Origin of the sequence: Catenuloplanes sp. NPDC051500 (genome assembly GCF_044454585.1) — a bacterium.
Classification (GTDB): domain Bacteria; phylum Actinomycetota; class Actinomycetes; order Mycobacteriales; family Micromonosporaceae; genus Catenuloplanes.
Window position 1 is genome coordinate 194,329 of sequence record NZ_JBITDX010000012.1, and the last position, 13,924, is coordinate 208,252.

Annotated in this window: 15 protein-coding genes; 10 read left to right on the forward strand and 5 right to left on the reverse strand. The window is 70.9% G+C overall.

What is annotated here, in order from left to right:
- Positions 1-36 precede the first annotated feature (36 nt).
- Together ACIA8K_RS24675 and ACIA8K_RS24680 are read left to right on the forward strand one after the other, a co-directional pair.
- The gene (locus tag ACIA8K_RS24675) at positions 37-633 is read left to right on the forward strand and encodes a permease-like cell division protein FtsX (RefSeq protein WP_396063067.1); all 597 of its coding nucleotides are present in this window, start codon (positions 37-39) and stop codon (positions 631-633) included.
- Positions 630-1,154, forward strand: coding sequence for a SigE family RNA polymerase sigma factor (locus tag ACIA8K_RS24680; RefSeq protein WP_396063069.1), 525 nt, complete (start codon positions 630-632; stop codon positions 1,152-1,154). Before ACIA8K_RS24675 ends, ACIA8K_RS24680 begins: the two co-directional genes overlap by 4 nt.
- Here ACIA8K_RS24680 and prmC read toward each other — a convergent pair.
- Positions 1,151-2,044 carry a peptide chain release factor N(5)-glutamine methyltransferase gene (prmC, locus tag ACIA8K_RS24685; RefSeq protein ID WP_396063071.1) on the reverse strand — a complete coding sequence of 298 codons (894 nt, stop codon included), beginning with the start codon at positions 2,042-2,044 and terminating at the stop codon, positions 1,151-1,153. The genes ACIA8K_RS24680 and prmC overlap by 4 nt on opposite strands.
- A gap of 115 nt (positions 2,045-2,159) precedes the next feature.
- Between prmC and ACIA8K_RS24690 the strand changes: the two genes are divergently transcribed.
- The gene (locus ACIA8K_RS24690) at positions 2,160-3,674 is read left to right on the forward strand and encodes a diguanylate cyclase domain-containing protein (protein ID WP_396063073.1); all 1,515 of its coding nucleotides are present in this window, start codon (positions 2,160-2,162) and stop codon (positions 3,672-3,674) included.
- A 132-nt stretch (positions 3,675-3,806) separates the two neighbouring features.
- Here ACIA8K_RS24690 and ACIA8K_RS24695 read toward each other — a convergent pair whose 3' ends face one another.
- Positions 3,807-4,784 (reverse strand): hypothetical protein, encoded by a 978-nt coding sequence (locus tag ACIA8K_RS24695; protein WP_396063075.1) that lies wholly within the window; start codon positions 4,782-4,784, stop codon positions 3,807-3,809.
- Positions 4,785-4,977: 193 nt separating this feature from the next.
- On the opposite strand from ACIA8K_RS24695, the gene ACIA8K_RS24700 reads away from it, so the two are divergent.
- The 5 genes from ACIA8K_RS24700 to ACIA8K_RS24720 are packed head-to-tail and all read left to right on the forward strand — an operon-like array spanning position 4,978 to position 10,637.
- Positions 4,978-6,051, forward strand: a complete 1,074-nt coding sequence (locus ACIA8K_RS24700; protein ID WP_396063077.1) for a LacI family DNA-binding transcriptional regulator — start codon at positions 4,978-4,980, stop codon at positions 6,049-6,051.
- Positions 6,052-6,083: 32 nt separating this feature from the next.
- Complete coding sequence (locus tag ACIA8K_RS24705; protein ID WP_396063175.1) at positions 6,084-7,673, forward strand: FAD-dependent oxidoreductase; 1,590 nt, start codon at positions 6,084-6,086, stop codon at positions 7,671-7,673.
- Positions 7,674-7,700: 27 nt separating this feature from the next.
- A complete protein-coding gene (locus ACIA8K_RS24710) occupies positions 7,701-8,930 on the forward strand; it encodes an ABC transporter substrate-binding protein (protein WP_396063079.1) in 1,230 nt (409 codons plus the stop codon).
- On the forward strand, positions 8,927-9,817 hold the full coding sequence (locus ACIA8K_RS24715) for a carbohydrate ABC transporter permease (RefSeq protein WP_396063081.1): 891 nt from the start codon (positions 8,927-8,929) through the stop codon (positions 9,815-9,817). Before ACIA8K_RS24710 ends, ACIA8K_RS24715 begins: the two co-directional genes overlap by 4 nt.
- Positions 9,807-10,637: a carbohydrate ABC transporter permease gene (locus ACIA8K_RS24720; protein WP_396063083.1), complete on the forward strand. Its 831-nt coding sequence runs from the start codon at positions 9,807-9,809 to the stop codon at positions 10,635-10,637. Before ACIA8K_RS24715 ends, ACIA8K_RS24720 begins: the two co-directional genes overlap by 11 nt.
- Here the strand turns inward: ACIA8K_RS24720 and ACIA8K_RS24725 are convergent.
- Positions 10,634-11,269: a MerR family transcriptional regulator gene (locus ACIA8K_RS24725; protein WP_396063085.1), complete on the reverse strand. Its 636-nt coding sequence runs from the start codon at positions 11,267-11,269 to the stop codon at positions 10,634-10,636. The genes ACIA8K_RS24720 and ACIA8K_RS24725 overlap by 4 nt on opposite strands.
- Positions 11,270-11,418: 149 nt before the next feature.
- Between ACIA8K_RS24725 and ACIA8K_RS24730 the strand changes: the two genes are divergently transcribed.
- Positions 11,419-12,369: a hypothetical protein gene (locus ACIA8K_RS24730; protein ID WP_396063087.1), complete on the forward strand. Its 951-nt coding sequence runs from the start codon at positions 11,419-11,421 to the stop codon at positions 12,367-12,369.
- A complete protein-coding gene (locus ACIA8K_RS24735; RefSeq protein WP_396063089.1) occupies positions 12,366-12,830 on the forward strand; it encodes an ABA4-like family protein in 465 nt (154 codons plus the stop codon). Before ACIA8K_RS24730 ends, ACIA8K_RS24735 begins: the two co-directional genes overlap by 4 nt.
- Here ACIA8K_RS24735 and ACIA8K_RS24740 read toward each other — a convergent pair.
- Both ACIA8K_RS24740 and ACIA8K_RS24745 read right to left on the reverse strand, forming a co-directional pair.
- Positions 12,769-13,161, reverse strand: coding sequence for a type II toxin-antitoxin system VapC family toxin (locus ACIA8K_RS24740; RefSeq protein ID WP_396063091.1), 393 nt, complete (start codon positions 13,159-13,161; stop codon positions 12,769-12,771). The two genes, ACIA8K_RS24735 and ACIA8K_RS24740, sit on opposite strands and share 62 nt — an antisense overlap.
- Positions 13,158-13,451 carry a hypothetical protein gene (locus tag ACIA8K_RS24745; protein WP_396063093.1) on the reverse strand — a complete coding sequence of 98 codons (294 nt, stop codon included), beginning with the start codon at positions 13,449-13,451 and terminating at the stop codon, positions 13,158-13,160. Before ACIA8K_RS24745 ends, ACIA8K_RS24740 begins: the two co-directional genes overlap by 4 nt.
- Positions 13,452-13,924 lie beyond the last annotated feature (473 nt).

Consider the following 13,924-nt stretch of genomic DNA (forward strand, 5'->3'; position numbering starts at 1 on the left):
CCATGACGGTTTCTTCGGTCGATGGAGAGCAGACACGTGGATCAGGAACTTCGGGACATCTTCGGGATGGCGGTCGCGGACGAGCCCGTGCCGCTTGGCGACATCACCCGCGACGCGATGGCGCACGGCACACGGATCCGCCGGCGGCGACGACTGCTGGGCGGGTCCGCCGCCGCGGTCGCGCTGGTGGCGGTGCTCGGCGCGGTGAACCTGGTGCCCGGCCCGGACGCGCCGCCGGCCGGGGCCACGTCGCCACCCGCGGCGATGCTGCCGCTGGCGATGGCGGGCAGTCTCCAGTGTGCCCCGAGGCCGGACCCGTCCACCGAGTTCGCGATGTTCCTCCGCACCGACATCACCGACGCGCAGCTCCAGGAGCTGGACCGCCGGCTGTCCGGGGATGACCTGGTCGAGTCGTTCGAGTTCGAGTCGCGCGACTCCGCGTTCCAGAAGTTCGCGGAGCTGTGGAAGGACAGTCCCGAACTGGTCGGCAGCGTGGTGCCCGAGCAGATGCCGGAATCGTTCCGGATCCGGCTGACCGACGCCGGCCGGTGGGACGAGGTCGCGACCCGCTACGGCGGCGCGCCCGGCGTCGACCAGATGCTCAGCCAGGTCTGCACCGGGGCGCCGCGATGAGGGCGATCGTGCTTGACGCCGCGCCGGCCGGGATCCGGAGCGGGGACGTGGACTTCACCGAGTTCGCCACCGCGGCCGCGCCCCGGTTGCGGCGCACCGCCTACCTGATGACCCGGGACTGGCACCTGGCGCAGGACCTCACCCAGATCACCCTCGCCAAGATGTACGCGTCCTGGTCACGTGTACGCCGGGCGTCGAGCCTGGAGGCGTACAGCCGGCGGGTCCTGATGAATGTGATCTTCGACCAGCGGAAGAGGCGCAGCGATCTCGTGGTCGCGGACCTCCCGGAGCGCGGGGCGGAGAACCAGGCCTCGCCGGAGCTGCACATCGCCCTGCTGGGCGCGTTTGCCACGCTGCCGGTCAGGGATCAGGCCATCGTGGTGCTCCGGCACTGGGAGGACCGCAGCGTCGAGTCGGTGGCGGAGATCCTCGGTGTCTCCGCCTCCGTCGTGAAGATGCAGAGCATGCGGGCGCTGGCTCGGCTGCGCGCGCTTCTGGGCGAAGAGTTTCCCCTGGCCTAGCCCTTGTGGGCGGTGGTGTAGCGGGCGCGCTGCGCGAGGTCGTACCGGAGGCGGATCACCGCGAACCGGCCGTCCTCGCGCAGCAGCGCCGGCACCTCCGCGCCGTGCGTCTCGTCGTGTTCCACCGCGAACGACCCGCCGCCGGTAAGCAGTCGCCCGGCCATCGCGATCACGGCCGGGACCAGGTCAAGGCCCTCCTCGCCGCCGAACACGGCCTGCGGCGGATCGTGGTCGACCTCGACCGCCACCTTCGTCCCCGCCGGTACGTAGGGCGGGTTGCAGAGCACCAGGTCCACAGTGCCGTTCAGCTCGGCCAGCACCGCGTCGTCGGTGATGTCGCCCTCGACGACAGTGATGTGCGTGTCGCCCGCGTCCGCCCGCTCCGCCGCGTTCCGGCGCAGCCAGGTCAGTGCCTCCGGCGAGCGCTCCACCGCGTACACAGTCGCGTCCCGCCGCTCGTTCGCCACCGCGAGCGCGATCGCGCCCGAGCCGCTGCACAGGTCGACGACGACCGGCCGGGAGTGCCCGGCCAGCGCGGCCAGGCCCCAGTCCGTCACCAGCTCGGTCTCCGGGCGCGGGATGAACACGCCCGGGCCGACCGACAGTTCGATGTGCCGGAACGGCGCCCTCCCGGTGATGTGCTGGACCGGTACGCCGGTCGCCCGCTTCTCGATCGCCTTGACGAACGGCAGCAGCGTCTCGTCGGTGAAACCGTCCGAGAGCAGCAGCTGGCTGCGCGGCACGCCGAGCACGTGGGCCGCCAGAATCTCCGCGTCGACACGTGGTGACGGGACACCCGCCTCCGCCAGGCGGGACGTCCCCCGGGCGATGGCCGCGGAGGCTCGTGTCCGTTCCGTGCCCGCTGGGGGCTTTTCATGAGCGTGGGTCACGCCATAATCATTACGGTACGCACAGAGTGGCGGGCCGAAAGCAGGACGCACGGCGCGCCGTGCACATCGTGGCGAGCTTCACGGCGCGCCGCACCACCATCGCGGGAGGCGCCGAGTGGGTTGGCTCGACCAGGTCACGGACCAGGCCGACCGCCTGCGGGAGGCGCGCCGACTCCAGCAGGCCGACCGCTCGGCGGAGGCGTCCCGGCTGCTGGAGCGTGTCGCGGAGGACACCAAGGACCCCTATGCGCGTACGGATGCGCTGGTCCAGCGGCTCGGCACGCTCATCAACCTGGGCCGCACCGCGGAGTACGGGCCGGCCATGGACCGCGCGTTCGAGGCGGTCGCGGACCTCCCGGAGCCGTACGTGCGCGGTCAGCTGCACGCGTTCGCCGCGCTCGCCGCCCACCACCAGGGTGCACTCGACCGCTGCGTCATGCACCTGGTGCAGAGCTCCCGCGCGCTTACCGCTGTCACCGATCCGGACTCGGACACCGCGTGGGGCTGGCACGACCTGGCCATGGCGTACTCGTACCTGGCGTTCCACGGCTACGCGCTCGGCGCGATAGAGCGGGCCCGGCAGATCGCCACGACCGCGGGCCTGCCGGAGGAGGTGCTGGCCGCGCCCGGCATCCGGCTGCGGAATGCGATCGCGCTCGACCACGCCGGCGACACGGACGGCTGCCTGCGCGTGCTCCGCGACGTCAGCGACGACCTGACCAGGATCGACGAGGCCGGCCATCTGGACCGGATCCGCCCGAGCAGCCGCGCCGCCTACGGGTACACAGTCGCCCGGGCCGCCGCGCTCGGCGAACGCTACCCGGCCGACGCGGCCCGGATGCTTGCCTACGGCGGTGATAGTGCCCGCGCCCGTGACCTGCGCAAACTCGGGGAGATCTGCCTCTTCATCGCGGACGGCCGGACCGCGGACGCGCTGTCCCAGCTGAGCACCGTCACCGTCGCGCCGGAGACGCTCGGCGCGGCGGAACCGGCCCGGCTGCGCAGCATCAGCTATGCGCGGGCCGGCGACCACGAGGCCGCGCACCGTGCCGACCGGCTGGCGTTCCGGCTCGCCGCGCAGCGCAGTGACCGGCTCCGCGAGGTCTACGTGGACGGTATCGCGGCCCGCCTGGACCAGGAGGAGATGCGCCGGGCCGCCGCCCAGTCCGGCGGGGAGGCGCTCACCGACCCGCTGACCGGCCTGCCCAACCGCCGGCGCCTGGAGCGGTACGTATCAGGCCTGGCCGGCCGTGGCGAGCGGGCCGCGCTCGGTGTGTGCGACCTGATGGGCTTCACCTCGGTCAACACGCTTCACGGCCACCACGCCGGTGACCTGGTGCTGCAGCGGGTGGCAGGCGTGATAAACCGGGTGATGCGCCGCGGCGACTTCGTGGCCCGCTACGGCGGCGACGAGTTCGTGGTGGTGCTGCCGGGTGCGGACATGACCCAGGCCGCCGAGGTGGGCCGCCGGATCTCCACCGCGCTTGCCGCCGAGGACTGGGAGTCCCTGGTCCCGGGCACGCCGATCTCGGCCCGCCTGGGCTGGGCGGAGATCAACGGTGCGACTGCGGACGGGCGCGGCGGCCTGGCCGATGCGCTGGTCCGCGCGTTCCGCACGGTCACGGCCTGAACGCGCCGGTGTCCGGGCCGTCGTAGATCTGCCGGCCGACCGAGACCCGGAAGTGGTGCGGCCCTCGACCGCGATCACGAGCCACCCGTCCCTGGCGCCGAGCGTAGGCACCCGGCGCCAGGGAGTGGCGCATCAGAGCGCCCGGGCCACCGCGATCGTGGACGAGGAGCGCTGGCCGGCCTCGTAGAACATGTAGGACACGCCGCCGTCGGTGCCGAATGCCGGGGCGGCTGACCGGCCGCCGTCCGGCGCGCCGGTGAGCGGGGTGTGGAAGACGCCCAGGTGCACCTCGCGGTCGAAGGCCAGGCCGACCTCGGTGAGGTACATCCGGCCGGAGCCGCCGTGGTAGACGACGTAGGCGGTGCCGTTGCGGGTGAGCAGGTGCGGGCCGCTGATGTCGGTCTCGCCGTCCGCGGTGGGGGAGACCAGCGGCGTCGGGTCGTACTGCCAGGTCACGCCGTCCGCGGACCAGCCCCAGAAGATCTTCCGGACGCCGGGCGTGACCGTGTGGTACGCCATGAAGACCATCACGTACCGGGAGCCGAGCGCCGCGATCGGGTGCTCGAAGACGCGCGCGTACGACGTCTCGGTGGTGTTCGGAACCATGCCTGTGGTGAGCACGACGCCCTGGTACGTGTAGTCGATCCCGTTCGCCGAGGTCGCCAGCCGGGTCGTGGTGTTCTCGCCGTGGAAGTACAGGTAGAAGCGCCGGCTGGGGGTGTGCCAGAGCACGTGCGGCGAGGACACGTGGCTGACCGAGTAGTGCGGCGCCCAGCTGCGCGGGATGATCGGGTTCGCCGGGTGCTCGGTGAACCGCCCGGACAGCGCGTCGCCGTAGGCCAGGCAGATGCCGCCGGGCGCGTCGTGCGGCGCGTACCAGAGGTAGTACCTGCCGCGGGGCGCGCTGAGCTTGTCGTAGACGCCGCGGACGCACGGGAAGATCAGCTCGTTGGTCGGGTTGTAGGCGAGCGCGGACTTGGTGAACGGCGTGCCGAGATAGCGGTAGGTGGGAAAGCCACCGGGCCCGGCCGCGTGGGCCGGGGTCGCGGCGCCGAGCGCGCCGGCCGTGCCGAGCAGGGCCGCGCCGTGCAGGAGTGTTCGACGGTGCATGGTCTCGCCTCCGGTGATTGAGAGCGCTCAGTGACCAATGGACGTGGTCGATGAGCTTCGGCCCGCCGGACCCCTGCCGTCAATAAGCTAATACGAATTATCAGCGCGAAAACTCGGGCTTGACGACAGGGCCGCCGAGGGCCGACGCTAGCCGCCTAATACGCATTAGCACTTGGCGAAGGGACCACCGACAGTGACGGCGTCGCGGAAGCGGATCACGCAGCAGGACATCGCGCGGATGACCGGCGTGAGTCAGGCGACGGTCTCGCTCGTGCTGAACGGCCGCGGCGACGCCGACGTCCGGATCGCGCCGGAGACCCGCGAGCGCGTGCTTGCCGCAATCCGCAGCACCGGCTACGTGGCCGATCCGATCGCCCGCCGCCTCGCCGACCGGCACAACCGCATCCTGGGCGTCTTCACCTACGAACCGGTCTTCCCGGCCGGCAGCGCGGACTTCTACCACCCGTTCCTGCTCGGCATCGAGGAGTGCGCGGAGCGGCTCGGCTGCGACCTGCTGCTGTTCACGAGCGCGCCGGTCACCGACGGCCGCCGCCGCATCTTCCACGAGGACAACCGGCTGCGCCTGGCGGACGGCTGCATCCTGCTCGGCCGCTCGCTCGACCGGGACGAGCTGACCCGGCTGGTCGAGGAGGGGCAGCCGTTCGTGTCGGTCGGCCGCCGCGACGACGCCGGAGGCCCGGTGCCCTACGTGGGCGCGGACTACCTGACCGCGACCGCGGCCGTGGTGGACCGTGCCGCCGGGGCCGGGCACCGCGAGCTGTGCTACCTGGGCGACGGCGGAGAACCCGCAGGATCATCCGGGGGTACGGGTGGGAGCGTCCCGGAATCGTTCGCCGACCGGTTCGCGGGCTACCGGGACGCGGCGCGCCGCCACGGCCTCGTGCCACGGAGGGAGCGCGCCTCCGGGCGTACCCCCGCGGACGTTCTTGATGCTCTTGTCGCCGCCGGTGTGACGGCAGTGCTCGTCGAGGAGTTCGCGGACGGTGTGGCGCTCGCGGCCGTGGCACGGGAGCGCGGCCTGGACATCCCGGGCGACCTGTCGATGCTTGCGCTCGGCGACCCGACGCGGCCGGCCCCGACCGACATCGACTTCTCCGGCTACCGGATCCCGCGGCGGGAGATGGGCAGGCAGGCGACCGAGGTGTTGACCGCGCTGATCGCGGGCGAGGTCTCCCGGGCGGACGCGCGCCGCCTGCTGCCGTGCGGGCCGGTCGAGGGCGTCACCCTCGCCGCGCCGCGGAACTGATCAGGACGAGGAGAGGAACGGCTGTGGCCGACATGGAGTCCGAGGTGCTTGTGGTGGGCGGCGGTCTCGGCGGGGTGGCCGCGGCGCTGAGCGCGCTGCGGGCCGGGCGATCGGTGATCCTGACCGAGGAGCACGCATGGCTCGGCGGGCAGCTGACCAGCCAGGCCGTCCCGCCGGACGAGCACAGCTGGATCGAGCGGTTCGGCGCGACCGCGAGCTACCGGCAGCTGCGGGACGGCATCCGCGACTACTACCGGCGGCACTACCCGCTTACCGAGCGGTCGCGGGCGTGGCGGGAGCTGAACCCGGGCTCCGGCTGGGTGAGCCCGATCTGCCACGAGCCGCGGGTGGCGGTGGCGGTGATCGACGCGATGCTGGCGCCCTACCTCGGGTCCGGCAGGCTGCGCGTACTGCAGCCCTACCGGCCGGTGTCCGCGACCACTGACGGCGACCGGGTCACGTCGGTGACGGTCTCCGGCCCGGACCGCGAGCTGACGCTCACCGCTCCCTACATCCTGGACGCCACCGAGACCGGCGAGTTGCTGCCGCTCACCGGCACGGAATACGTCACAGGCTTCGAGTCCGCGGCCGACACCGGCGAACCGTCCGGCCCGTCCGCCGCGCAGCCGGGCAACATGCAGGCGGTCTCGGTCTGCTTCGCGGTCGACCACGTGGACGGCGACCACACGATCGACAAGCCGCCGGGGTACGACTTCTGGCGCGCCTACACCCCGGACTTCTGGGTCGGCCCGCTGCTCTCCTGGACCATGGTCAACCCGCGCACGCTTGAGCCGGCCGTCCGCGGTTTCACGCCGAACCCGGACGACGACCCGCTCTCCGTGCACGCCGACCAGCGGGTGAACCCGGGCGACAGCAACCTGTGGACGTTCCGCAGGATCGCGGCGCGCAAGCACTTCACCGACGGCTTCTACGGCAGCGACATCACGGTGGTGAACTGGCCGATCATCGACTACTTCGAGTCGCCGATCATCGACGTGCCGGACCCGGCGGTGCACCTCGGCCGGGCCCGTGAGCTGTCCCGGTCGGTCTTCTACTGGCTGCAGACCGACGCGCCCCGCCCGGACGGCGGCACCGGCTGGCCCGGCCTGCGCCTGCGCGGCGACGTCACCGGAAGCGCGGACGGCCTGGCGCAGGCGCCCTACATCCGCGAGTCGCGGCGGATCCTGGCCGAGTACACAGTGGTCGAGCAGGATCTGGCGCTGTCGGTGCGCGGCGACCGGGGCGCGGTGCGCTACCCGGACTCGGTCGGCGTCGGCATGTACCGGATCGATCTGCACCCGTCGACCGGCGGCGACACCTACGTAGACGTGGCGGCGTGCCCGTTCGAGATCCCGCTCGGCGCGCTGCTGCCCCGGCGGGTGGAGAACCTGCTTCCCGCCGGGAAGAACATCGGCACCACGCACATCACCAACGGTGCGTACCGCCTGCACCCGGTCGAGTGGAACGTCGGCGAAGTCGCCGGCCTCCTCGCCGACTTCTGCCTGGCCCGGGGCGTGGCACCCCGGGCCGTGCGGAACACCCCCGGCCTGCTCGCCGACTTCCAGGACCGGCTGACCGCGGCCGGCGTGGAGCTGCACTGGCCGGACGTCAGTGGTTATTGATCTGTTTCGATGGGAAAGGGCACCCCTATGAGGTTGCGCGCGATAGCCGCGGCGCTGCTGCTCGGACTCACCGCCTGTGGCGGCGGTGGCGCGTCGTCCGGCCCGGCCGAGCTGCGAATGACCATCTGGTCAGCGAACGAGGCACACCTGAAGCTGTTCGACGAGATCGCCGCGTCCTACGTGGCGGCGAACCCGGGCACGGTCTCGAAGGTGACCTTCGATCCGCTGCCGTTCGAGAACTACACCACCACGCTCACCACCCAGCTGGCCGGCGGGAAGGGGCCGGACCTGGCCTGGCTGCTGGAGAGCGCGGCGCTTGACTTCGTGGAGGCCGGCGCGCTCGTACCGCTCGACGACACGCTCGAGGACCCGGCCGGGCTGAACCCGGCCGTGATGAAGCTGTGGCAGGCGGACGGCACCACCTACGCGTACCCCTTCTCGAACTCGCCCTTCGGGGTCTTCATCAACAAGGACCTGCTCGCCGCGGCCGGTCAGCAGAGCCCCGCCACCGGCTGGACCTGGGAGCAGGCGATCGCGGCGGCCGCGGCCGTGCACGCGAGGACCGGCAAGGCGGGCCTGGTCGTGCGCGACTTCGACTACAAGGGCTGGGACAACCTGGCCACGGTCTGGACCGGCTGGGGCGCGCAGGCCTGGAGCGAGGACGGGAAGACCTGCGGGTTCGATCAACAGCCGATGGTCGACGCGATGACGTTCCTGCACAAGGCGATCTTCACGGACGCCGCGCTGCCCGGCCCCGGCACGACCGCTGACTTCTTCGCCGGCGAGGCCGCCATGACGATCAGCCAGATCTCCCGGGCGTCGCTGCTGTCCGACGACTTCGCCTGGGACCTGGTGCCGCTGCCGTCCGGCCCGTCCGGAAAGTACTCGGTGATCGGGCAGGGCGGTGTCGGCGTGCTCAAGCAGAGCAAGCACGCGGACGCGGCCGCCGACTTCCTCGCCTACTTCACCAACGCGGCGAACGGGGCGAAGCTCGCCCGGTTCTTCCCGCCGCCGCGCACCGCACTGCTCACCGCGGACACGCTCGCCACAGCGAACCCGAAGCTCAAGCCGGAACAGCTGCAGAACGTGGTGATCGACGGCATCGCGAACGGCGAGGTCAAGCCGAGCCACACCGGGAACGCGGAGCTGAGCCAGGCCGTCCGGGCCGCGCTCGACCCGCTGTGGCAGCCGGGCGCGGACGTGCGGGGCGTCCTGTCCGGAGTGTGTACCGCGATCAACCCGCTGCTGAGCAAGTGAAGTCGTACCTGACGACGCGGCGAAGGGACTACCTCGCGGGGTACCTCTTCGTCGCGCCCCAGCTGGCCGGGAGCGTGCTGTTCGTCCTCGTGCCGCTGGTCCTGGTCGTCTACTACAGCCTGCACGAGTGGAACGTGCTTGCCGGCACGTTCACCTACGTCGGCGCGGAGAACTACCGCGCGCTGGGCGAGGACGCGAACCTGGGCCCGGTGCTGCGGGCGACAGCACTCTTCTCGGCCGGGCTCGTGGTGCTCAACCTGTCGGTGGCGCTGCTGCTTGCCGTGCTGCTGAACCAGCGGCTCCGGGGCACCGCGGTCTTCCGCACGATCTTCTTCTCGCCGGTCGTGGTGTCGCTCGTCGCCTGGACGATCGTCTGGCAGTTCCTGCTGCAGGACAACGGTGGCATCAACGGCGCGCTTGATGCGGCCGGCGCCGATGGGCCGAACTGGCTGCGCGGCGACACCACCGCGCTGATCTCGGTGATCATGGTGCAGACCGTGAAGAACGCCGGGCTCAACATGGTGCTGTTCCTGGCCGCGCTGCAGGGCGTGCCCGGCGACCTGTACGAGACCGCGCGGATGGACGGCGCCTCGGCCTGGACCCGGTTCCGCCGGATCACGGTACCGATGATCAGCCCGACGATCCTGCTCACCTCGATCATCACTGTGGTCGGGTCGCTTCAGGTCTTCGCGCAGATCGCGGTGCTCACCCAGGGCGGGCCGGGCACGTCGACAACTGTGCTCGTCTACTACCTCTACCAGCAGGCCTTCCAGTTCCACCATTTCGGGTACGGGTCCACGCTTGCCGTCCTGCTGTTCCTGATCGTGCTGGCGCTGACCCTGGTGCAGTGGCAGCTGCGCAAGAGGTGGGTGTTCCATGAGCAGTAGGGTGCGCGTGCTCGTCTACGGCCTGCTCTGTGTGCTGGCCGTGCCGTTCGTCTTCCCGACCTGGTGGATGGTCACCTCGTCGTTCAAGCCGGTGCACGAGATCTTCGCCTGGCCGCCCGCGCTGGTGCCCGGGTCGCCGTCCCTGGACGGCTACCGGGACGTCTTCACGCTCCAGCCGTTCGTGCAGCAGTACGTCAACAGCGCGTACATCGCCGTTGTCGTGACCGTGGGGACGATGGCAGTGGCCTCGCTGAGCGGGTACGCCTTCGCCCGGATCCGGTTCCCCGGCGCCAACATCCTGTTCCTTGTGGTGCTGACCGGCCTGCTCATCCCGAGCGAGGTGACGATCGTGCCGCTGTTCCAGATGTTCAACGCCTGGGGCCTGATCGACACCCACTGGCCGCTGATCCTGGTGCCGATCCTCGGCGCGCCGAGCGTGCTGGCCACGTTCATCATGCGGCAGTTCTTCCTCGCGCTCCCCGCCGAACTCGAGGAGGCCGGGCGCCTGGACGGGCTCGGGCGCTTCGGCATCTTCCTGCGGATCGCGCTGCCGCTGGCCCGGCCGGCACTCGGCGCGGTCGCGATCTTCACGTTCCTGCACAGCTGGAACCTGTATCTGGAGCCGATCGTCTTCCTGTCCACCCCGTCGAAGTTCACGCTGCCGCAGGCGCTGACGCAGTTCGTCGACGCGTACGGCGGGCCGATGTGGGACGTGCAGCTCTCCGCCGCGTCGATGACCGCGATCCCGGTGCTCATCGTCTTCGTGATCGCCCAGCGCCAGTTCATCGAAGGGCTTGCGCACACCGGCCTGAAGGGCTAGCCGGGCCGGCCGAACATCCGCACCGAGGTGTGCTCGTGGGCGAGCCGCCGCAGTGCGGCCTGGAGCGCGTCCCCGACAACAGTGCCGATCACCGCGCTGGTGACCACGTCGTCGGGGGCGCGCTTCGTGGCGATGCCGCGCAGGTCGGACTCGGCGATCATCTCGGCGGCCGCGGCGTACCTGTCGATCTCGTCAAGCAGGTACTCCACGCCCAGCTCGCGGAAGGTGAGCGCCACTTCGGCCAGTTTCCGCCGCCCCGGGCTGTCCGGCTCGACCTGCCAGCCCCAGCGCGCGATCGCGGCGTCCATGTCCGCGATCGCGGCGGCCAGCTCCGGGCCGGGCGGCGTGTCGTGCACGCCGGCCAGCGGGTAGAGCGTCCGGCCCAGGCGCTCGTGCATGTTCCAGTCCGCGTGTCCGTCCACGTCGCGCAGCACCTCGCGGATCGTGGCGATCGGCAGTCGGCCGACCTCAAGCAGGGCCCGCACGAGCCGTAGCCGGCGTACGTGCCGGTCGTCGTAGCTCGCCTGGTTCGGGCTGGTCAGCTCGCCGGCCGGCAGCAGACCCTCCCGCAGGTAGTACTTGATCGTCGGCACCGGTACCCCGGTCTGCCTGCTCAACTCCGCGACGCGCATCCGCCAGAACCCCTTGCGATCTTCCCGGTGTCTGGCGGATAGTCTACTTACCGATAGTGGAGAGTGCCGCTATCCATCACGAGAGGGTAGCGATGACTGAAACCTTGACGCGGTGGACCCGGCCGCGGTGGACCCGGACGCCGTGGGCGGTGACGAGGCATCGTCCGTTGATCGTCGTCGCCGGTGCCATGGCGCTGCTGGCGGCGGCCTGCCTCGCCGGGCTGTGGCTCGACGACCGCATGCTTGTCGGCGCGCCGATCTGGCTCAAGGCGTTCAAGTTCGCCACCTCCACAGTCATCTACGCGACCACGCTGGCCTGGCTGATCTCGCTTCTCGACGGCCGCCGCGCCCGCACCGGCTGGTGGCTCGGCACCGTCATCGCGGCCGGCCTGGTGATCGAGCTGGCCGCCATCGTCGGCCAGATCGTGCGCGGCACGGAAAGCCACTTCAACGTGGCTACGCCGTTCGACACCGCGGTCTGGGCGGTCATGGCCGCCACAATCATGCTTGTCTTCGTCGCCACGCTCGGCCTGGCCGTGATCCTGATCCGGCAGCGCCTGACCGACCGCCCCGCCGCGCTCGCGATCCGGCTCGGCGTGCTGATCGCGCTGGCCGGCATGGGCATCGCCTACTTCATGACCGGCCCGACCCCCGCGCAGCTCGACGCGCTCGAGTCCGGCGCCGCGCCCACCCTGATCGGCGCGCACAGCGTCGGCGTCGCGGACGGCGGCCCCGGCCTGCCGCTGCTCGGCTGGAGCACTGTCGGCGGCGATCTGCGCGCCGGCCACTTCATCGGCCTGCACGGCCTCCAGGCGCTCCCACTGTTAGCGCTCGGCCTGTCGCTGCTGTCCCGCCGCTGGTCCCGCCTCAGGCCCTCGGGGGTACGGGTGCGGCTGATCGCGGTCGCCGCCTTCGGTTACGCCTGGCTGACCGCGGTGGTGACCTGGCAGGCCCTCCGCGGCCAGTCCCTGATCCACCCCGACTCGCTCACACTCGGCGTCGCCGGCCTCGGCCTGCTGGCGACGCTTGCCGGTGCGGTCTGGGCCCTCCGCACCCGCACCGACCGCGCCGATTTCGGCCTCGCGGCCGGCGCCCGATGAACGCGTTGCTCTTCCGGTTGGCGTTCGCGCTGGCCGCGCCGTTCTGGGCGCTGATGATCCTGGCCCCGCGGTGGCGCTGGACCCGCCGGATCGCCGCCTCGCCCCTGATCGTGCTGGCCCCGCTCTCGATCTGGCCGGTAGCGATCGGCTCGGACTTCGGCCCGTTCGCCACCGAGATGCTCAACCCCGACCTGGACGGCGTCCGGGCGCTCTTCGCGAGCCCTGGCGTGGTCACCGCCGTCTGGGCGCACCTGATCGCCTTCGACCTCTTCATAGGCCGCTGGATGTATCTCGACGCCCGCGATCGGGGACTCCACCCGCTGGTGGTGTCCCCGATCCTCTTCCTCACCATCTTCTTGTCGCCGATCGGCCTGACCCTCTACCTCGCCGTCCGCACCCTCAGACGACCTCCACCCGGCAGTACGCCGGCGCTATCCGGGCCAGCTCAGCATCCGCGGTGACCAGTGCCGAATCGCGCTGCTCCGCGAGTGCCACGTATGCGGCGTCATAAGCGCTGATATGCGTCCGCATTCGCCACATGCGCGGTATCAGGGAGTCAATCGGGACGGTTTCCATGCGCATCCGCACGGTCAACGCGATCGCCTCAAGGCCCTGGGCTTCCGAGAGCCTGTCCCTGAACACGAGCGAGTGGATAGCGGCGATCACCTCCACGTGCCAGTGCTCCGGCGCGATCCAGTTGTCGTCCTGAAGCAGGACCATGCGCGCCTTGTCGCCGCGACCGTCCGAGTAGGCGACGGCTGTTGTGATGGCTGAGGTGTCCGGGACGATCATGATTCGTCGTCGTTTCGGCGCTCGCCGCGGATAACGTCGGCGGCATCGGGCGCGTCCGGCCCGGCGCCACCGGTGCCGGCGGCGAACTTCTGCTGGATCTCAGCGATCAGCTCGTGATTCTCGCTGAAGGCCGCTTGGCGTTTGAAGATCGCCAGCAGAAAGATTTGCAGTGGCTCCTCCCGCTCACGCGCTTGTCGCAGGAGTGATTCAAGGACGTCGTCGGGTACGTCGTGGATCATCGGCATGTTCACCCCGATGTGGTACCGCAGTCGCTCCATCGTCATCGTCACGGTATCGACGTAATCGACTAAGTCGTTTAACGTGACCCCATAATCGCCTCGCGAAGGAAATTGAGCCCGTCGTGATCGGGGTGCACGCGTTCCAGCAGCGGTTCAGTCCGGTGACGTACTGGGGTGCGGCCGGGTCGACCAGGGCTGGCGGACGCCGCGTACCGCCTCGCGCTGGTTCATCGGCGGATCCGCCTGGCCAGCGGCTGTGTCGCCAGCGTGCGGCTGGAGCAGGCCCGCCCAGAGCCGCCATTCGGGCGCGATGTCCAGGAAGAACCGGGTGGTCCGCACTCCGGTAGCGGGCTCGACGCCTCCAGGCTGCCCGAAATTTCGGCATATCGGCGGCAGTCACCTGCTACGCCCTCAGCCGTCAAGATCCTTGGGTGGGGGGGGGGGGGGGGTTTGGGGGGGGGGGGGGGGGCCCCCCGCCCGCGGGAGTTATGGAGCGGGTGTTTATTGTGGGCCCCCCCCCCGGG

What these genes read in the sequence shown, in the direction of transcription:
- ACIA8K_RS24680 (WP_396063069.1), top strand. Translation starts at nt 630, where the DNA reads ATGAGGGCGATCGTGCTTGACGCCGCGCCGGCCGGGATCCGGAGCGGG.
- ACIA8K_RS24695 (WP_396063075.1), bottom strand. Translation starts at nt 4,784, where the DNA reads ATGCACCGTCGAACACTCCTGCACGGCGCGGCCCTGCTCGGCACGGCC.
- ACIA8K_RS24705 (WP_396063175.1), top strand. Translation starts at nt 6,084, where the DNA reads ATGGAGTCCGAGGTGCTTGTGGTGGGCGGCGGTCTCGGCGGGGTGGCC.
- ACIA8K_RS24710 (WP_396063079.1), top strand. Translation starts at nt 7,701, where the DNA reads ATGAGGTTGCGCGCGATAGCCGCGGCGCTGCTGCTCGGACTCACCGCC.
- ACIA8K_RS24720 (WP_396063083.1), top strand. Translation starts at nt 9,807, where the DNA reads ATGAGCAGTAGGGTGCGCGTGCTCGTCTACGGCCTGCTCTGTGTGCTG.
- ACIA8K_RS24725 (WP_396063085.1), bottom strand. Translation starts at nt 11,269, where the DNA reads ATGCGCGTCGCGGAGTTGAGCAGGCAGACCGGGGTACCGGTGCCGACG.
- ACIA8K_RS24735 (WP_396063089.1), top strand. Translation starts at nt 12,366, where the DNA reads ATGAACGCGTTGCTCTTCCGGTTGGCGTTCGCGCTGGCCGCGCCGTTC.
- ACIA8K_RS24740 (WP_396063091.1), bottom strand. Translation starts at nt 13,161, where the DNA reads ATGATCGTCCCGGACACCTCAGCCATCACAACAGCCGTCGCCTACTCG.